The sequence below is a fragment of the Hyphomicrobium sp. 1Nfss2.1 genome (assembly GCF_965243865.1).
Taxonomy (GTDB): Bacteria; Pseudomonadota; Alphaproteobacteria; order Rhizobiales; family Hyphomicrobiaceae; genus Hyphomicrobium_A.
This window is the reverse complement of the sequence record NZ_OZ251603.1, coordinates 1,062,657-1,080,885: the sequence shown is the minus strand read 5'-3', so window position 1 is coordinate 1,080,885 and position 18,229 is coordinate 1,062,657. Positions and strand designations below refer to the sequence as shown.

Genomic DNA, 18,229 nt, shown 5'->3' with positions numbered 1-18,229 from the left:
GGCGTCAGGCAGATAGGGCCGCGCTTGGGGCTGTGCAAGGCGGGTAGTGCGCAGATGCGCTTAGGTGGATGGGGGGCTGCTTCAACTATGAGGATGGGGCAGAAATCCAGTGATTCACCCAAAGTAGGGCTAGGTGGCGCCACTTTTGACTGGTCTTGACCTCCGCGCGCAGTTTCGGCCCTACGGGTAAGGGTACGCAAGCCGCTTCGTATGGGCTAAGAGAGTGCGCGGAGCGGGAACATCCTGCTTCCATGCACATTAGGTTTACAGTTTCGATCGGAGAATACGTAGTGAAAGCGACCGAGCAGTTGCACGGTGCCGGCCAGAGCCTGTGGATAGACGACATCACGCGTGACATGCTCGATAGCGGACGCTTGGCGAAGATGATTGCCGAGCTGTCGGTGACGGGGCTCACCTCCAATCCGACGATCTTCGAAAAGGCCATCGGGAAGGGGTCCGACTATGACGCAGCTGTCGAACCGCTGGTGCGAGAGGGTCTGAACGAGGAAGAGTTGTTCTTCGCGTTGGCACTCGATGATCTTTCGCGCGCTGCAGACCTGTTTCTTCCAATCTACAAGCGTACGGCCGGTGTCGATGGCTTCGTGTCGCTCGAGGTGTCGCCGCTGCTCGCCTACGACAGCGCGGCGACGATCGCGGAGGCCAAGCGGCTTTATGCCAAGGCGGGCAAGCCGAACCTTTTCATCAAGATTCCGGGAACGAAGGAAGGCTTGCCAGCCATCGAGGAGGCCACGTTCGCCGGCGTGCCCGTCAACGTCACACTGCTGTTCTCGACGGACGACTATCTGGCCGCGGCGGAAGCCTACATGCGCGGGCTGGAGAAGCGGGTTGCGGCGGGGTTGGACCCCGATGTGCGCTCGGTTGCCTCGGTGTTCATCAGCCGCTGGGATCGCGCCATCGTCGAGGATGTGCCGGAAGAACTAAAGAACAAGCTCGGGATTGCCATTGGCCAGCAGGCTTATCGCGCGTACCGGCAACTCATTGCATCGGATCGCTGGCAGCGGCTCGAAAATGCGGGTGCGCGTCCGCAGCGACTGCTATTCGCCAGCACGTCGAGCAAGGACAAGCGCGCACACGATACGCTCTACATCGAGGAGTTGGCGGCGCCGAATACGGTCAACACGATGCCGGAAGATACGCTGCGCGCCTTCGCCGACCACGGCAAGTTCGCGGGTGTTCTCTCCGCCGATGGTGGCGATTGCGATGCCGTGCTCGCGGCGCACGCTAAGGCCGGTGTGGATGTCGCGGCTCTGGCCAGCAAGCTGCAGGCGGACGGCGCCAAGGCGTTCGTTGCCTCCTGGCAGGATCTACTGAAGTCGATCGGGGCCAAGAGCAAGGCGTTGGCTTAGAGGGTGATCATGGACAGCCGCGATACGACGCCAGCGCCGCTAGGCGCGTGTGCTGCGTGGCGGGCGCTCGCGGCGCATCACGCCGAAATCAAGGATGTGCACCTGCGCGAGTTGTTCGCGCAGGACAAAAATCGGGCAGAGCGGTTCACCGTCGAGGGTGGCGGGCTGGTGCTCGACTACTCCAAGAATCGCCTCACCGCGGAGACGATCGATCTCCTGGTGAAGCTCGCCGAAGAGCGTGGTCTTCGCGAAAAGCGCGCGGCGATGCTGCGCGGTGACAAGATCAACTTCACGGAAGGTCGCGCGGTGCTGCATACGGCGCTGCGCGCGCCGCGCGGCGCGGTGATCGAGGTCGACGGCCGCAATGTGGTGCCGGATGTGCACGCTGTGCTCGATCGCATGGCGGACTTTGCCAAGCGCGTACGCAGCGGCATGTGGAAGGGTTTCACCGGCAAGCCGATCCGCAACATCGTCAATCTCGGTATCGGCGGGTCATACCTTGGCCCGGAGATGGCGTATCTGGCGCTGCGCCCCTTCAGCGAGCGCAGCTTGCGTTTCCGGTTCGTTTCGAATGTCGACGGCGCCGCGTTTACCGAGGCGACGCGCGACCTCGATGCGGAGGAGACGCTGTTCATCGTGTCGTCGAAGACGTTTACGACACAAGAGACGATGAGCAATGCCGAAGTCGCGCGGACCTGGCTGATCGGCAAGCTGGGAAGCTCGGCAGCAGTGGCGCACCACTTCGTTGCCGTCTCGACCAACACCGAGGCCGTGCGGGCGTTCGGCATCGATGCTGCCAACATGTTCGAGTTCTGGGACTGGGTCGGCGGGCGCTATTCGATGGATTCTGCCATCGGCTTATCGACCATGCTGGCGGTGGGGCCGGAGCGGTTCAACGACATGCTGGCGGGTTTCCGCAGCATGGACGAACACTTCCGCGATGCGCCGCTGGATAAGAATCTTCCGGTGCTGCTTGGGCTGCTCACGGTCTGGTATGCCGACTTCTTCGGCGCCGCCTCGCAGGCCGTGCTCCCGTACGCGCAGAACATGGCGCGCTTTCCCGCCTACCTGCAGCAGTTGTTGATGGAGAGCCTTGGTAAAAGCGTCGACCTGCAAGGGCGCCGCATCGACTATGCGACAGGGCCGGTGATCTGGGGTGAGCCCGGGACGGATGGGCAGCATTCCTTCTACCAGCTTCTGCATCAGGGCACGCCACTGGTGCCTGTCGACTTCATTGGCTTCCTGGCGCCGCTCAGCGCGCTGGCGGAGACGCACGACCTGCTGATGGGCAATATGTTCGCGCAGGCGGAAGGATTGGCGTTCGGCCGGACCGCTGAGGACGTGGCGACGAGCGGTGTTGCGGAAGGCGATGTTGCGTTCCGCGTGATGCAGGGCAACCGGCCGAGCAACATGATCCTCGCCGATCGGCTCGATCCCAAGACGCTGGGCGCGCTCGTGGCTCTCTACGAGCACAGCGTGTTCGTGCAGGGTGCGATCTGGGATATCGGGCCGTTCGACCAGTGGGGCGTCGAGCTAGGTAAGGTGCTGGCGAAGAAGATCATCGGTGAGTTGCGCAATCCGGCTCATCCTCAGTTGAGCCATGACAGCTCCACCGACGCGCTAATCCGGCGTTACAGGGCTTATCACAAGAAGCCGTGATGCTTCGCCAACGCCGCCGGTTAGATTCAATTTGACGGATCTGCCGCAACTGATCGCAAGCAAAAGGAGCTAGAGGTTTTTCCCAACCGGCATTTGATGCGAACTCTGGGAGGACCTTCATGAAGCGCAAATCAAACTTCTTTCGCGGCGTAGCGGCTGCGATGGTGTTTGCCTTCGCCAGCGCCGAAACGGCCAGTGCATGCACCGGCATCATGCTTCGCAACGCCGACGGCAGTATCGTGCACGGTCGCACAGTCGAGTTCGGTATTCCGCTGGAGATCACTTACGCGGTCGTGCCGCGCAACTACAACTTTACCGGGCTCACGCCGCTGGGCGATGGGAAGAAGTGGACGAGCAAGTACGGCGTCCTCGGTGCGATCGTCTTCGGCAACCTCGGCGTGATGGACGGGATGAACGAGAAGGGCCTCGCTATCGGCGCCTTCTACTTCCCGACCGAGGCCGAGTACACGCCGACCACGGCGGAGAACCAATCGAAGTCGATGTCGTCGATCGACTTCTCCACCTGGATCTTAACGCAATTTGCGGACGTCAATGAGGTGAAGGCGGCGATCGAAGGCGGCGAAGCCTTCGTTGCGCCGGCGCTGCTGCCGGGCTGGCCGCAGACAGTGCAGCCGTTCCATTGGATCGTGTACGACAAGAGCGGCAAGAGCATCGTGATCGAACCGGTGAAGGGGAAGCTCGTCGTCACAGACAATCCGCTGGGTGTACTGACCAACTCGCCGAAGTTCGATTGGCACATGACCAACCTGCGCAACTACATCGCGCTCGATCCGCTGGGTGTGCCGCAGGTCGACGTGGATGGTAAGGCATTGCAGGCGTTCGGCATGGGGAACGGCTTGATGGGTCTGCCTGGCGACTTCACGCCTCCGTCGCGCTTCGTTCGCGCCGCGATTTTCAGCGCGACGAACTTCAAGGCGCCGAATGCGAAGTCTGGCATCTTCGACGGCTTCCACGTGCTGAACAACTTCGACATCCCGTACGGCTCGGTGCGGGAAAAGGTCGATGGCAAGACGCATGGCGATCAGACGATCTTCACCACCATGCGCGATCCGCAGAACCTGCGCATCTACTATAAGACCTACGAGGACCAGACCATTCGCATGGTCGATCTGAAGCGCTTCGATCTCGATGCGAAGGACGTCATGAAGCTGCCCGACCCGACGACGGCGCAGAGCGTGGTCGATATGACGGGGCAGTTCATCGCCAAGAAGACTGCAAACGCCGAGTAGCGTCGCTTGCCGGCGGCCCATTCACAAAGGGTCGCCGGCCCGCAGCTCAACGGTCAGTCACCATCGAGTGAGTTGAAGCCGAGCGTCTGACCGGTCAGCTGGCCGAGCGCGGCGCGGCCGATGTCCTCAGCATTCTTCAGTGACAATAGCAGCGGTGTCAGGCGCTCTCGCGCGGCCGGATCGTTTAGCGGGTCGGATGACATCGCCGCCGCGGCCTCGCCGGCGCGCAGCGCAAATCCCAGATCGGTAACAACGCTGCCAAGCAGCGCCACGGCATCGGCTTCCTTGTCCGTGGTGGAGAGGTCGGGCGCGGAAAAGCCATCGTCGCCGATGATATCTCGCTCGCCTTCGATGCCGGCGAGGACGAACGGCAAGGCGAGCTTGCTGTTGGGAAGCAGCGCGGTAGCCGTCTTCTTGGCATTGCTGTCGAGGGTGGCCAGCCGCTGAAGCCGCAGGACCTCGATCTGGGTGACGTAAGCGCGATAAAGGGCCTGCGTGGTCTCCTTGTCCGAAAGGTATGTTTTGTTTTCATCGCCTGGGTGCAGCCAGAGCCTGCCGTAGTCGCCCTGCCATTGGGCAAGCGTTGCGCGCGCGATCTCGGCGATGTCGAGCGCCAGAGCGTTCACGTAGCGGCAGCGGAAGGCGGCCTTTGCATCAGTTGTCGCCAGTTCATCCGAGCCATGGCCGAAGAGCGCAACGTCGAGGGCGCCGAACCCCTGCACGGCAACACTCGCGCCGGCGAGCTTGGCTGGATCGATATCGGCTTCGTCTTGCTTGGCGAGCAGGCGGGCAGTCTGCTTTGCGGTGAAGCCGTGGGCATCTGGGAAGAAGAGAAGTCGGTCGAGCCGCTGCTTCTGCGTGATAGGGCCGAAGCGGACCGGCTCGATGCGTCCCCACACGATGATGGCGGTGCGCGCCGCGCCGCGTGCGGCCGCCAGGGAGTCTACCGACGGAGATGCGCAGAGCGCTGCCGTCTTTTCCGCCAAGGCGTGCGCGGCTTCGTCGAAGCGGGCGTAACCCGGTAGGATAATCTTCTCATAGCTCTGACGCGCGAGCGTGGCGTCGTCGAATGCTGCTGCGGGTGCGGCTGCGGCTGCGGTGACAAAAGTCAAAAAGATGAAGGCCAGGCTCACCGCTTGGCGTACTGCGGTGTGCATGCTCACAGCGACTCCACGAATTTGATCAGCGCATCGCGTTCCGCCTTCGGCAGTGCCGCGTAAGCGTCGCGTGCCGATTGCGCCTCTCCGCCGTGCCATAAGATTGCTTCCTCGATGTTGCGCGCGCGGCCGTCGTGCAGAAACAGCGTGTGGCCATTGACCAGCTGCGTCAGCCCTATGCCCCAAAGCGGTGCAGTCCGCCACTCCTGCCCGTCGGCCGCTCCCTCGGGGCGATTGTCGGCCAGACCCTCTCCCAAGTCATGCAGCAACAGATCGGTGTAGGGCCAAATCTTCTGGCCGCTGAGGTGGGGTTGGCCGACGACGGTGCCGGTTGTGAACGATGGCGTATGGCAGCCCTGGCATCTGAGACGGTAAAAGACGGCTTTTCCATTACGAACGATGGGGTCGTTCGGGTTGCGGCGCGGGGGCACGGCGAGGTTCTCTGCGTAGAAGACCAGGTGCTCGAATATCTGCAGGCCCACCTCGAGGTTGTCTTCCCGCTGGGTGTTGCCGTTGGGCGCTTCCATGCATGCCGGCTGTGTCTTGGTGCAGTCTCCGGAGGCGCGCTGATCGATCGGGTTCGAAAGGCCCATGTCGGTTACCAATGCGCTGGCCGATTGCTCGCGAACGGAGGCCTTGCCGGCCTTCCAGCCGAAGCGTCCGAGTGTGACTTTGTCGTGCTGGTGCGACCAGACCTCGTTGGCGCGGCCGGAGATGCCGTTGCCATTGCCGTCTGCGGGGTCGGCGTTGGCGCGGATGGCGCTCTCCGGGATCGCTTCGAGAAGCCCAAGCCCTATCATCTGCGGCGCGACGCGGGGAGACAGCATAGTTCCGGGATGCAGCGGTCCGTACTTCAGGCCTTCGATGCTGTACGTGGGCTTGCGCAGTTTGACGATCGTGCCATCGCCGAGTTTCACCGGAAGGTCGGTGTAGTCGACGCGCATGTGGCCTTCGTTGTCGAGACCGCGCACGGCAAGGTTCTGTAACTGCTCGCCATAGGTCGGCTCGTCGATGGTGTTGATCCGATGCTCGGCGAGAAGGTGGCGCTGGGCGTCGTTCTGCGGGGGGATGGAAAGGCGCAGGAACATGGATTCCGCGCGATCGTCGGGGAAATTGGCGGATGGCGGATGACCGCGCCCGTCCTTGAGGTGGCAGCTCTGGCAGGAGCGCGAATTATATAGCGGCCCCAGGCCGTCCGAGCCCCTGGTTGAGGAGGGCGCCGAGACCCACAACTTACGGAATATGGCATTGCCGACTTTGAATTTCGCTTCGCCTTCGAGGCCAATGCCGTTCGAGGCGTGCGAGAAGGCATCGGGCGTGTCGATGCTCTCGGGCGTGGTGGCGTTGCCGCCAGGATTGTGCTCGCCGGGCTCGTCGGACCGATCGGGGAATGGCGCGCCAACGGCGGCGGCACCGACGATGAGCACAGCAGCGACGCCGGGAATGAGAAACGGTAGGGACGCGTTCGACTGTGACGTTTGGCGGCGCAAGGGCATGGCCGCTTATAATCGTGCAGGCAGCGATTGGAGAGGCGGCTGCTTGCATTTGCCGCACGCGGCGAGCGGGTGCCTCTCGCTGGCTGCAATCACCTGACGCCCCCGGGGCTATCCAGGCTGTCGGAACCCTCGAACTCGATGGCTGTGAGTTCGAGGGCGGCGATGTCGCGCTCGAACTCCTTGGCCTGGGCAATCAGAGCCTGGATCGTCTGGTCAACGACGGCGTTGCCGGCCTCGTTGCCTTCGCCGATCATCTGATCGTAGGCTTCGACGCTGTTGGCACGATCGACGATCGCTTGCATGTGCTGCATCGTCTTGTCGATTGCTGCGCGGGTTCGCGTGTCGGCTTCGGGTGACTTCGCCTTTACGAGATCGGAGGCGCTGGGGCCGGAAACGATTGAACCGTCGGTGCGCTTGTAAGAACCGAGGTAGACGTTTTTGACGCCGAGGGCGTCGTAATAGTGGGCGTTGTGGGTGTTGTCGGAGAAGCAGTCCTGCTCTTCCTCCGGATCGTGAATGAGAAGGCCCAGCTTCATGCGCTCGCCAGCGAGCTCGCCATAGGAGAGGCTGCCGAGGCCCTTCATCAAGGCGACGAGGCCGGCGCGGCCGTCATCGGCCATCACCGCTTTGCGGGCGGCGCCTTCAGGGCCCCACTGCGCGGCCATAAACGCAAGGTCGTCAACGAGGAGATCGGTGACGGTTTCAAGATACTGGGCGCGGCGGTCGCAGTTTCCACCGGTGCAGTTTTTGGTGTCGTAGTCGGTTGCAGGGCGCTTGCCGGCGCCGGGGCCGGTGCCATTGAGATCCTGGCCCCACAGCAGGAATTCGACGGCATGATAGCCGGTCGAGACGTTGCTTTCGACGCCGTCGGCCTCGCGCAGCTTGTCTGACAGAAGCTCTTTGGTGATCTTGGTGGCGTCGACTTCCTCGCCGCCGATCTTGAGTTTCGGGTTGGCGATGACATTGGCAGCGTAGAGATCGTTGTTCGATCCGCCCTGATCGGCGTACTCCTGGGAGACGTAATCGATGAGGCCTTCGTCGAGCGGCCACGCATTGACGCGGCCCTCCCAGTCATCAACGATCTTGTTGCCGAAGCGGAAAGCCTCCGTCTGCATGTAGGGGACGCGCGCGGCGAGCCAAGCCTTGCGCGCGGCAATGAGGTTCTCTTCCGTCGGCGACTTGATCAGGGTATCGACAGCGGTCTTGAGCTTGCGCGCTTCGATGAGTGAATCGGTGTAGCCGGCCTCGGCCATGTCGGCATAGGTCTTTGCGACCGCAGCGGTGCTCGGCGCATCGGCAGCAATTGTCGCCGTCGTGGCGGCGAGAAGAATCGCGACGGACGCGGCGGCGAGCGCTCTCAACATTGTGCTTGTGTCCCTACTTCACCCGAGTTGCGGGCGGTATTGCGTATCGCGCACCTGATTTCGATCAGCTCACGCGCCCCGTAATTCTGCGTCTGATGAGAATGATTTCCTACTGATGAAGTCAAGATTATTTTTCCTGTGCAGCGGCTTAAGAAGTCAGTCGCACGAATGCCACGGCGATGGCCAAGCTTAGCGAAGCTTGTGTCTGTCGTTTGACGCGCAACTGGATCACGGCTGGGCAAAGTAAACATGAAGCACGCGATTGCGCGCTATTTCGTCGTGGCAATGGTTTGCGCTGGTCTCGGCCTGCTCTCTGCCGCTTGGGCGGCTCCGGCTGCTCCTGCTTTCCCTGAACTCAACGCACGCGTCATCGACCAATATGTGCTGCCGCGTTTCACGGCGCTCGCGGAGACGAGCGGGCGGCTCGCAGACAGCCTGACGCGGGCGTGCGCCGGCGAGCAGGGGGCGATCAAAGCGGTTGAAAAGGACTTCTCCGATACCGTGCTGGCATGGGCAGGCGTGGAGTTTCTGCGCTTCGGGCCGATGTCGCAGTTGGGGGTTCCCGAGCGCTTCGATTTCTGGCCCGATCCGCGCGGGGTAACGCAAAGGCAAGTGGCGCAGCTGGTCGCGAAACGCGATGCAAGCGCGCTCGATCCGGCGGCGCTCGCAAAGAAGAGCGCGGCGGTGCAGGGGCTGTCCGCGCTCGAGGTATTGCTGTTCGATGCGGCGCATCCGATTATCGGTGATGATGACGCCGCAAAGTACCGCTGCGGGCTGACGCGCGCCATGGCGCAGTCTACGCATGCACTTGCGCAGGAAGTACTTACCGATTGGCAAGGTGACAACGGTTGGCGCCAGCGTATGGTGGCGCCGCAGGCGGGAGACCCGCGCTATAAAAGCGCCGAGGAACCTGCCGCCGATTTTGCGCGTGCTCTCATCACGGGACTGCAGATGATCCAGGATCGGGAAATTGCGCCGATGATCTCTGCTGTTCCAAGCACAGGTAAGACGCCGCGCCTGCCATTCTCGCGCTCTGGGCTTTCCGCTCGTTACGTTGGGGCGGGGGTTGCGTCGGCGCAGGCTCTCTATGAGACGATGGGGTTGGGACGTAATGTGCCCGCCGACAAAGAGTGGATGCCGCGATGGATCAGCGCGGCATTCGAGCGGCTGGCCCGTGATGGGCCTGCTGCGGTAGAAGGTTTGGGACGGGCGAAGGACACGGCGGAGCGCACGCGTGAATTGCGCATGGTGCGATTTCACATCGAGGGCATCCGCAAGCTGGTCGGACGCGAGATCGCCCCGCTGGCTGGGCTGACAATAGGGTTCAACGAGCTCGATGGCGATTGACCGGCGAAATTTCCTGATTGGCACCGCGATGACCCTGGCGTCAGCGCATGCTTCACATGCGTTTGCGGATGTGCTGGACGCGGATCTGCAATTCGGCATTGCGTCCGGCGACCTGATCGCCGCGTGCCGCCGGCCCGATGGCACCTATTCGGTCGTCATTCTTTCGGTCGATGGGACCATTCTGCGCGAGTTGCCGCTGGAGGGACGCGGGCATGACATCGCGCTCTACCAGGCGCGTGGTGAGGCAGTGGTGTTTGCGCGCCGGCCGGGGTCGTTTGCGCTTGCTTTCGACATTCACGGACGGCGAGAGCCGGTGCTGTTCACGACGCCGGCCACTCGCCACTTCTACGGCCACGGCACATTCTCGCGCGATGGGCGGCTACTGTACGCGACGGAGCACGACAACAGCACGCGGGCCGGCGTGATCGGCGTGTACGATGCCAGCGGGGGATATCGGCGCATCGGCGAATTTCCCACTTTTGGCGTCGGTCCGCACGAGGCGATCCTGATGGCGGACGGCCGGACGCTTGCTGTCGCCAACGGCGGGATCGAGACCCACATCGAGCCGGGCATGACCGGGCGGGAGAAGCTGAACGTCGAGACGATGCAGCCTTCGCTCGCGTTCATCGACAGCAGCTCCGGGCGGCTCATCAGCCAGCACATGCAGAGCAGCGGTTTGCATAAGCTGTCGATCCGACATCTGGCGCAGGATGCCAGCGGTGCCATCTGGTTCGGCTGTCAGTGGGAAGGTGCGGAGGGCGATACGCCGGAGCTGATCGGTTGTGCCGGGATCGACACGCCGTTGCGGATCATCGAGCCAGCCGATCCAATCGGCGCGAAACTCGCCGGCTATATCGGGTCGGTGGCGATCAGCGGCGATGGGCGGCTGGTCGCGGCGTCGGCACCGCGGGCGGGACGCATCGTCTATGTCGATACAGAGCGGAGAGTGATCGTCGGCGAGACGCTGCTGATGGATAGCTGCGCGATCATCGCGGCGTCGGAGAAGAGCTTCGCGATGACGTCAGGGATGGGCATCGTGCAGGTGGACGCGCCCGATCACACGCACTTGGCGACTATGACGTTCCCGGGACGGTCATTCGACAATCACGTGCGGATGATCAGCTAAGCGACGCGCTGGTGGAGGCGTTGGCTCTAAGGTGTGCGTGGCGCGGTTGCGTCGCTGTCATCATTCCCCAGATCAACGCAAGCAGCACGTAGAAGTGGCGCCAGTGGTCAGTGTCGATGATGAGCCCCTCGAGGGCCGTCGCGACGAAGGTTGCGTAGACGATGAGGAATAGCGGCCGGGTCGGCGTTGCGCGCAAGAGGTGGCGGAAGCCGAGGACGATCGTCATCACGACGACGATCAAGTAGATGCTGCCGCCGAGCCAGCCGGCACTGAGGAACAGCGTCAGATAGACGTTGTGGACTTCCTCATGGTGGTAGCGAGAGGTGAACTCCTGTGCGCCGATACCGAGTGGGTTCTCGGCGATAAGGCCGAGGGCCTTCTGCTGACCGCCGAAGCGGCCCTCGGAGCCGGTGTCGTACGACTGCTCGAGGCTGGCGCGCTGGCTGACGAGCTCGGCGACCTTATCGTTGCTCAGGGCGGCGGCGACAACGCCGAGGGCAAGAATGCTGCCGAGCGCCAGCAAGCCGATGATCTTCAGGCGCACGATGGCGCGGGATGCCGTCACAAGCGCGAGATAGCCGTAGATGGCGAGCGAGAGCGCCAGGACGAACCAGGCGCCGCGAGAGAACGACAGAAACACCGCCAGCATGAGAAAACCGGCAATGGCGAGCGGCAGGATCATGCGATGCAGGGGGCGCTCAAGTGCCGTGCCGAGCTGGTAGATGATGGGCACGATGAGGAACGGACCGAGCACGTTCGGGTCCTTGAAGGTGCCGGCGGCGCGGCCGTAGCGGGTGAAGAGGTCGGCAGCTCCCGGTAGCAGCCCGAAGTAGCCGGCGAGGGCGGCAGCGGCGGCCACGATTGCGGCGAGCGTCCAGGCGCCGAGGATCAGCTTCGTGTGTGCGCGCGGCGCATAGGCGACGAATCCGGCGATGACAAAGCACGCAGCATAGAGATAGATCGTCACAGCGACGTGGATCGCGGTCGTTTCCTGATCGAGCGACAGCGTGGCCGCGAGCAGTGCGCATGCACCGGCGATGAGCCACAGCGTGCCAAAAGCGAGCAGACCGCGGTTGAACGATACAAGCCCGATGGTCGGAAGCAGAACGATCAACCCGATGCTCAGGGCATCGACGGGTGCGGGCTCTGAGAAGACGATGCCGCTGGTCGCGAAGGTGAGAGCCACGGCGGCGAGCGCAAGCCAAGTGACGGCGCTGCGCCGCTTGCGCGGGGCTGCATCTTCGATGGCAGACGACTGGCCTGCCCAATCGCTCGATGTATGACCGGCTAGCACCGCCATGCTGGGAACCTTTGCGCCCGATCAGTAGGCGTTGCCGGATTTCAGCAGGGCAAAGGGCGTCTTGAGCAAGATGTAGATGTCGAGAAGCAGCGACCAATTCTCGATATAGTAAATGTCGCATTCAACGCGCTTCAGAATCTTCTCTGGCGTATCGGTCTCGCCGCGCCAACCGTTGACCTGTGCCCAGCCGGTGATGCCGGGCTTCACCTTGTGACGGGCGAAGTAGCCGTCGACCACTTTGTCGTAGAGATCGCCGGCGGCCTTGGCTTCGAGTGCGTGCGGGCGCGGCCCGACCAGCGAGAGGTTGCCGAGGATCACGTTGAAGAGTTGCGGTAGCTCGTCGATCGAGGTCTTGCGGATGAAGCGGCCGACGCGGGTGACGCGCGGATCGCCCTTGGTGACGAGCTTGGACGCGTTCGCATCGCAACGGTCGACGTACATCGAGCGGAACTTGAACACCTCGATCAGCTCGTTGTTGAAGCCGTAGCGCTTCTGGCGGAACAGCACCGGGCCGCGGCTATCGAGGCGGATGGCAATCGCAACGGCGAGCATCAGCGGCGAGAGCGCGATGAGTGCCAGCGTGCCGACGATCTTATCGAACATCCACTTGGCGACGGAACCCCAATCAGCGATCGGCTTTTCCAGCAGGTCGATCATGGCGACGTTGCCGACGCGCGAATAGGTGCCAGGCGTGAAGCGCAGCTCGGTGGAGCGCGCGGGCAGCTTCACCTCGGCGGGCAGCACAGCAAGGGCGCGCGTGACTTCGAGCACACGCTTTTCGGCGGTGATCGGTAGGGCGACGATGACGAGATCGAGGCGCGAGGAACGGGCGGTGGAGACGAGCTTGTCGAGGCCGCCGAGGTGCGGATATCCAGCGACGTTCTTAGTCAGGCGCTCATCGCTGCGATCATCGAAGATGCCGGTAATGCGGATGTCGGCATCAACGTCGAGCTCGAGCTCGCTCAGAAGTTTCTCGGAGATTTCGCCGCTGCCGTAGATCGCGGCTTTGCGATAGAGGCGTCCTTCGCGCGTCCAGCGGCGCACGAAGCTGGCGACGAGCAGCCGCTCGGTCAGCAGCACCGTCGCGCCGACGACGTACCAGGATGCAAACCAGACGCGCGAGAATTCATAGCCGACCTTCAAGAAGAAGACGCCGGCAAGAAGCAGCGCAAAGCCCGCGGTCCAGGCGAGCAACAGGCGCGGCGCTTGGCCGATGAACGAACTGAAGGACGCACGCGAGTAAAGGCCAAGGATATCGAAGCCGGCAACTGTGAGGACAGCGGTCGTGCCGATGGCCGCGAGGTAGTAGCTGTTGGAGAAGATTTGCGGTTCCTCGACGTAGTACATCGCAACGGCGAAGCCGAGGAAGCAGATGAGCGCGATGTCGCATATTCGCACGGCGCCGCGGATCACCACCATCGAGATGAGGCGCGTCTTGTCGTTGAAGCGGAAGTCGGCAAGACGTGGCGTCTTTGCGCGCGCGCTGGCCTCGCCGATGGCTGGAATAGTATGGCGGCCGATGTCGAGCATTCCCGGGTACCTGTGGCGGCGTTTACGAAACCTGGCTTGTCAAAAGCAGGCTTCGTGCCACGGGGCCGAACTCGGAGTGTCCCGGTGTTAAACGATGGCGTTAAGGTTAGCGGCGCAGCTGCTCGGCATAGAAAGCAAGGACGGCTTCCGCGGCGCGATCCACGGTGAAGCGGTCAGCAACGGCGGCCCGTAAGCGCTCAGCGCGAGCTTTCGCCACTTCCGGTGCATCGAGGAAGCGGATCATCGCCTGGGTCAACGCATCTACATTGGCGGGCGGTAGCAGGGGTGTGTCGGTGCCGCTGACGATTTCCGGGATGCCGCCTACGCTCGTGGCCAAAAGCGGGACACCGGCAGCGGCCGCTTCCAGGACGATATAGGGCATGCTCTCGGCCCTAGATGGGACAATGAGGCAGCGGCCGAGCCGGAAGGCGTCCTGCGCCGGCATAGCGCCGGGAAAATTGACTTTGTCCTCGATTTTCAGTGTGCGGGCCAGGTCGCGGAACAAAGCGGCGTCCGGGCCGGCGCCGACGATCACCGCGCGCACGGACCTGTGTGCCGCGATGCGTGCCAGCGCCTGCAGGAGAACGTCGACGCCCTTCAGAATGCGCAACTCGCCGATGAAGAGGAAGTCAGCCGCGTCAGCATTGGGCGTATGCGGAGTGAAGTCGCGCGGTTGCAGCGCATTTGGAACAGCGCGACGCGGTACGTGCTGGGCGCCGACGCGCTCATCGTATACGCGGCCGATAAAGTCGCACTCGAAGATCAGCCCGTTGGTGTGCGGGGCGAGGATCTTTTCGATACCCGTATAGATGCGTCCCTGGATGGAGCGTGGCGGATAATGCAGGCTGCCGCCGTGCGGTGTGTAGAAGGCGGCAACCGGGGTATCGGAGCGACGCAGGCTGCGGGCGACGAGGCGGGCGTAAGCGCCGCCCTTGGCTCCATGTCCGTGCAACACATCGATGCGCTTGCTGCGCGCAGCCTCGCAAACCGCTCGTGTAGAACGGAAGTCCTGCAGGCTTGGAAGGCGCTGCATTGGAATGCGTGTGATGCCGAGAGAGAGATGCTCGGCGGCCTGGGCGAGCCGGCGCTCCGTCAACGGGTCGGAAGTGCTCGAATCGATGACGTAGCCGACGTCATGCCCGCGCTCAGCCTGCGCGCCGCTCAAATCCAGCACGTGCCGAAATAGGCCGCCGACGGGTGCTCGGAGGCAATGAATGATACGCAGGCGCCTCGTCACGCGCGCTCTCGACTGTCACAAGCAACTAGAACCACCGTTCGAAGACGTAGACGGTGTCGCCTGGACACAATGGGTAATCGCCAGGTGCTTCGATTTGGTCAATGAGGGCGCCGAGCTTGCGGGTGATGCGGTAGGTGCGCCTGCTGGCGCGCTCGGTGTATCCGCCACCAATGGCTACGGCCTGCTCGATGGTCATGCCAGAGACGAACGGATACTGGCCGGGCAGACGCACCTCGCCGAGGATGAAGAAGGGCCGGTTCTGGGCGACGTCGACGGTCACCTGCGGGTCCCTGACGAACTCGCGCCCGAGCCGCGCGGCGATGACGCGTTCCAGTTCGACAGTGGTGCGGCCGCGCGCTCTGACAGAGCCGATCAGCGGTACTGCGATGTTGCCGACCTGATCGACGGTGTAGAGGCGGGACAGATTCGGCTGGCCATAGACGAAGACGCGTAACCGGTCGCCGGTGTCGAGGAAGTAAGGCTCATTGCCAGTCGGGCCGCCGGTGAGGCCGGCCTGAACGACGACGCCGGGGCCCCAGACGACGGGCGCGCCTCTTGGGGCTCCCCGAGGGGCAGCCACCGGGGGCGGTCCCATGGGTTCGGGCGAGACGACGCGCTGGGTGCTCGGCATCCAGCCGTCGGCGACCTTTACCGGAGCATCGGCCTTCTTTTCCGAAGGACTGTCGGCGAGCTTCGGCAGCGGCGCGGTTTTGACAGTGACATCGCCCCAGCCGGCCGGCGTTTGCGCTGCCGGGTGCACGTCGGTTTCGCCCCAGGCGGCCGCTTTGATGGGCTTGTCGGCGGCGGGGGCCGATTCGGGCTTGTCATAGATGACGTCGACAAGCTCCTGGGGTCCTTCCTTCTGCGCGGAGGCCGCTGACGGTGCGAGGGTGCTAATGGTCGAGAGGTCAGACGCCATCTCGTCCAGATGCGACTGGGCGCATCCAGCGAGAAGCATGGCCGCAGCGGTCAGCAACGTTGCAAGGCGCAGAGACATAGGAAGCCAAAGCGAGAGGGATCGGCGCATCATCACTCTGCCGCGGCACCAGTTAACAAAAGCTAAGCGGGTGTCCTCATCTCGGACGCTTAAGGAAATCGCAACCGAGGAGCGATCTAATTTGGCGCAACCATTAGTTCTTCATTGGAAGCGTCCGCTTACCCATGTCCAACGCCTCACCCGACGACATCGATATCGGAGCCGTGTGGCGCTCCGTGCGCCGCGCGCTGCCCAAGCTGGTGCTGCTCAGCCTGCTTACGGGAGGTGCGGCATATGCCGTGCTGACTACGCTGCCGTCGCGGTATACCTCCGAAGCGCAGATTCAGATCGTAGCGCCGAAAGGGAGCAGCGATCAGTCGTTCGAGGCAGTGGCTTCGCGCCTCGATAAGGAAGCGGTCAATACGCATCTGCGCGGGCTGATGGCGCCGGATCTGGCGTTGCAGATCATCGCCGCAGAGAAGCTCGACAAGAATCCGGAATTCAACGACGCGCTGCGCAAACCGAGCGAGCTCGACCAGTGGCTGAGCAAGATCGAGAATAGCCTCGACTTTGGCAACGGCGTCGTCGAGAGCGAGCAGGATAGCGTGCTCAAGGCTTTCTACAAGCGGCTCGATGTTTATTCGCCAGCGGAGAGCCGGGTCATCGGCATCCGTTTCACGTCGAGCGATCCGAAGCTGGCGGCGGACGTTGCGAATAAGATCGCCGAGACGTATCGCAACCAGCTGGCGACGCGCGCGCTGACTGAGACCGATGCAGTGCAGCAGGCGCTGCAACCGAAGATCGACAAGCTGACGCAAGAAGTTGCCGCGGCCGATGTGGCTGTCGAGCATTTCAAGGGGCAAGCGAATATCTTCAAGGGTGGGCCCAACAATACCGGGCTCAACCAGCAGAAGCTTGGCGATCTCAGTTCGGAGCTGACGCGGGCCCAGGCAGCGCGCGGCGAGGCGGATGCGCGTGCACAGTCGGTGCGCGAAATGGTGCGGGCGGGCAACGAGGAATCGCTGCCGGATGTGCAGCGTTCGCCGCTGATCCAGAACCTCGTGCAGCAGCGCGTGCGCGTCGAACGCCAGCTTTCAGAGCTGTCGGCGACGTTGCTGCCGGCCCATCCGCGCATGCGTCAGTTGCGGGCCGATCTCAACGGGCTGCAACGGCAGATCAAGAGTGAAGTGGGGAAGATCGTCGAGGGCATCGAGAAAGACGCCTCGATCGCAGCGACGCGCGAGGCGTCGGTGCGCCTGAGGCTGGAGCAGGCGAAGAAGCAGGCCGTCGGTACGGGTGACGATGAGGCGCAGCTGCGTCAGCTCGAGGCTGTGGCAAGGACAAAGCGCGCCGAACTGGAACGTCTGCAGGCACGCTTCGAGGCAAACCGCATTGCTGCCGATCGACGTGCTGTTCCGATCGAAGCTCAGATTATTTCTTTAGCGCGGCCGACGAGTGTGCCTAGCTTCCCCAAGCCGCTGCCGTATTCCGTTTTGATCGGTCTGGCGACGTTGCTGTTCGGGCTCGCGATCGTCATCACGCGGGCGCTGTTCCGAGAGGCACGGGGCATGGAACCGGTTCGTCCGGTGAGGGCAGCTGCTGCTAAAGGACTGGCCGCGCCGCCTCGCCTGACTCCAGTTCCGCCCGCTGCGAAGAAGGTCGATGTGCCGCCACTGCCGCGAGACGAGGTCGGCGTGCAGCTGGTCGAGTCAATCTCGGATCTGGCGCATCATCTCGTGCTGCATCCGCAGGATATCGGAGGCTTCCGCGCGATGTTGACGGGCGCGAATGAGCAGCTCGATGTCGGCGCGGAGGCTGTCGAGCTAGCCAAGGCAATGGCCGATCTCGGATGCGATGTGATCCTTATCGACTGGAGCCCAGAGGGCAGCGGTATCGCGGCAAGCATGGGATACGAAGAGCGTCCCGGCTTCAATGAGCTGCTGCAAGGCAATGCTGGCTTCGAGGACGTCGTGACGCGTATTCCGGCGAGCGGCGCTCACTTCATCGGTGCAGGCGAGCCGGTGCGTGATCGCGATACGCTCCTCGATCCCGATCGCGTCAATCTGGCCCTCGATGCGCTCGACACTGCATACGATCAGATCCTCATCGCGGCGCGTAAGGACGTTGCGCGCGCGCTGTTTGGAGCAATCCTCGGCCGCTTTGACGCGGGCATCGTGGTGAGTGAGCCTGGTCGTCGAGGTGCGCTGCCCGAAACGCCTGGGAAGTTCCTGGGATATGAGGTTGCCGATATCGCTCTTTATCGGGTCGAGCGCACCAAGGCGAACCAACTGGCGCGCGATCGTCTCGCTCGCGTGTCCGGCAAGTCGTCGGTCGCGGAACAGTGGGGTTGATCCGTCTATAGAGCGGGCCTCGATTTAAGCCGTTGTTAGCCAACTCGCCGTGTTGGTGTGCCATCAGTG

General features: G+C 63.1%; 13 protein-coding genes. 6 read left to right on the top strand and 7 right to left on the bottom strand.

Features of this window, described 5'->3' with window-relative positions; genetic code table 11:
• Positions 1-290 precede the first annotated feature (290 nt).
• The 3 genes from tal to ACP15D_RS05430 all read left to right on the top strand — a co-directional run bounded on the left by tal (position 291) and on the right by ACP15D_RS05430 (position 4,276).
• Positions 291-1,367 (top strand): transaldolase, encoded by a 1,077-nt coding sequence (gene tal, locus ACP15D_RS05440; protein ID WP_424956533.1) that lies wholly within the window; start codon positions 291-293, stop codon positions 1,365-1,367.
• 9 nt (positions 1,368-1,376) lie between these two features.
• Positions 1,377-3,026, top strand: a complete 1,650-nt coding sequence (gene pgi / locus ACP15D_RS05435; RefSeq protein WP_424956532.1) for a glucose-6-phosphate isomerase — start codon at positions 1,377-1,379, stop codon at positions 3,024-3,026.
• 119 nt (positions 3,027-3,145) lie between these two features.
• Complete coding sequence (locus tag ACP15D_RS05430) at positions 3,146-4,276, top strand: linear amide C-N hydrolase (protein ID WP_424956531.1); 1,131 nt, start codon at positions 3,146-3,148, stop codon at positions 4,274-4,276.
• A gap of 53 nt (positions 4,277-4,329) precedes the next feature.
• On the opposite strand, the gene ACP15D_RS05425 is transcribed toward ACP15D_RS05430, so the two are convergent.
• The 3 genes from ACP15D_RS05425 to ACP15D_RS05415 all read right to left on the bottom strand — a co-directional run bounded on the left by ACP15D_RS05425 (position 4,330) and on the right by ACP15D_RS05415 (position 8,293).
• Complete coding sequence (locus ACP15D_RS05425; RefSeq protein WP_424956530.1) at positions 4,330-5,433, bottom strand: imelysin family protein; 1,104 nt, start codon at positions 5,431-5,433, stop codon at positions 4,330-4,332.
• A gap of 2 nt (positions 5,434-5,435) precedes the next feature.
• Positions 5,436-6,929 (bottom strand): di-heme oxidoredictase family protein, encoded by a 1,494-nt coding sequence (locus tag ACP15D_RS05420; RefSeq protein ID WP_424956529.1) that lies wholly within the window; start codon positions 6,927-6,929, stop codon positions 5,436-5,438.
• Positions 6,930-7,018: 89 nt separating this feature from the next.
• A complete protein-coding gene (locus ACP15D_RS05415) occupies positions 7,019-8,293 on the bottom strand; it encodes an imelysin family protein (RefSeq protein ID WP_424956528.1) in 1,275 nt (424 codons plus the stop codon).
• Between the two features lie 249 nt (positions 8,294-8,542).
• Here ACP15D_RS05415 and ACP15D_RS05410 point away from each other — a divergent pair, with 249 nt between their 5' ends.
• Both ACP15D_RS05410 and ACP15D_RS05405 read left to right on the top strand, forming a co-directional pair.
• A complete protein-coding gene (locus tag ACP15D_RS05410; protein WP_424956527.1) occupies positions 8,543-9,640 on the top strand; it encodes an imelysin family protein in 1,098 nt (365 codons plus the stop codon).
• 28 nt (positions 9,641-9,668) lie between these two features.
• Positions 9,669-10,766, top strand: a complete 1,098-nt coding sequence (locus ACP15D_RS05405; protein WP_424956526.1) for a DUF1513 domain-containing protein — start codon at positions 9,669-9,671, stop codon at positions 10,764-10,766.
• On the opposite strand, the gene ACP15D_RS05400 is transcribed toward ACP15D_RS05405, so the two are convergent.
• From ACP15D_RS05400 to ACP15D_RS05385, 4 genes are all read right to left on the bottom strand, one after another.
• Positions 10,759-12,066 (bottom strand): O-antigen ligase family protein, encoded by a 1,308-nt coding sequence (locus tag ACP15D_RS05400; protein ID WP_424956525.1) that lies wholly within the window; start codon positions 12,064-12,066, stop codon positions 10,759-10,761. The two genes, ACP15D_RS05405 and ACP15D_RS05400, sit on opposite strands and share 8 nt — an antisense overlap.
• 21 nt (positions 12,067-12,087) lie before the next feature.
• Positions 12,088-13,596 carry an undecaprenyl-phosphate glucose phosphotransferase gene (locus ACP15D_RS05395; RefSeq protein ID WP_424956524.1) on the bottom strand — a complete coding sequence of 503 codons (1,509 nt, stop codon included), beginning with the start codon at positions 13,594-13,596 and terminating at the stop codon, positions 12,088-12,090.
• Between the two features lie 106 nt (positions 13,597-13,702).
• Entirely contained in the window at positions 13,703-14,833 is a 1,131-nt protein-coding gene (locus ACP15D_RS05390) for a glycosyltransferase family 4 protein (RefSeq protein WP_424956523.1), read from the bottom strand.
• Between the two features lie 25 nt (positions 14,834-14,858).
• Positions 14,859-15,830: a polysaccharide biosynthesis/export family protein gene (locus tag ACP15D_RS05385; protein ID WP_424956522.1), complete on the bottom strand. Its 972-nt coding sequence runs from the start codon at positions 15,828-15,830 to the stop codon at positions 14,859-14,861.
• A gap of 164 nt (positions 15,831-15,994) precedes the next feature.
• Here ACP15D_RS05385 and ACP15D_RS05380 point away from each other — a divergent pair, with 164 nt between their 5' ends.
• Positions 15,995-18,160, top strand: coding sequence for a GumC family protein (locus ACP15D_RS05380; RefSeq protein ID WP_424956521.1), 2,166 nt, complete (start codon positions 15,995-15,997; stop codon positions 18,158-18,160).
• Positions 18,161-18,229 lie beyond the last annotated feature (69 nt).

Bases quoted from the DNA above. Each gene is read 5' to 3' on its own strand.
- ACP15D_RS05400 (WP_424956525.1), bottom strand. From the start codon at position 12,066: ATGGCGGTGCTAGCCGGTCATACATCGAGCGATTGGGCAGGCCAGTCG.
- ACP15D_RS05430 (WP_424956531.1), top strand. From the start codon at position 3,146: ATGAAGCGCAAATCAAACTTCTTTCGCGGCGTAGCGGCTGCGATGGTG.
- ACP15D_RS05395 (WP_424956524.1), bottom strand. From the start codon at position 13,596: ATGCTCGACATCGGCCGCCATACTATTCCAGCCATCGGCGAGGCCAGC.
- ACP15D_RS05380 (WP_424956521.1), top strand. From the start codon at position 15,995: ATGTCCAACGCCTCACCCGACGACATCGATATCGGAGCCGTGTGGCGC.
- ACP15D_RS05405 (WP_424956526.1), top strand. From the start codon at position 9,669: ATGACCCTGGCGTCAGCGCATGCTTCACATGCGTTTGCGGATGTGCTG.
- ACP15D_RS05385 (WP_424956522.1), bottom strand. From the start codon at position 15,830: ATGTCTCTGCGCCTTGCAACGTTGCTGACCGCTGCGGCCATGCTTCTC.
- pgi (WP_424956532.1), top strand. From the start codon at position 1,377: ATGGACAGCCGCGATACGACGCCAGCGCCGCTAGGCGCGTGTGCTGCG.
- ACP15D_RS05410 (WP_424956527.1), top strand. From the start codon at position 8,543: ATGAAGCACGCGATTGCGCGCTATTTCGTCGTGGCAATGGTTTGCGCT.
- ACP15D_RS05415 (WP_424956528.1), bottom strand. From the start codon at position 8,293: ATGTTGAGAGCGCTCGCCGCCGCGTCCGTCGCGATTCTTCTCGCCGCC.
- ACP15D_RS05420 (WP_424956529.1), bottom strand. From the start codon at position 6,929: ATGCCCTTGCGCCGCCAAACGTCACAGTCGAACGCGTCCCTACCGTTT.
- ACP15D_RS05425 (WP_424956530.1), bottom strand. From the start codon at position 5,433: ATGCACACCGCAGTACGCCAAGCGGTGAGCCTGGCCTTCATCTTTTTG.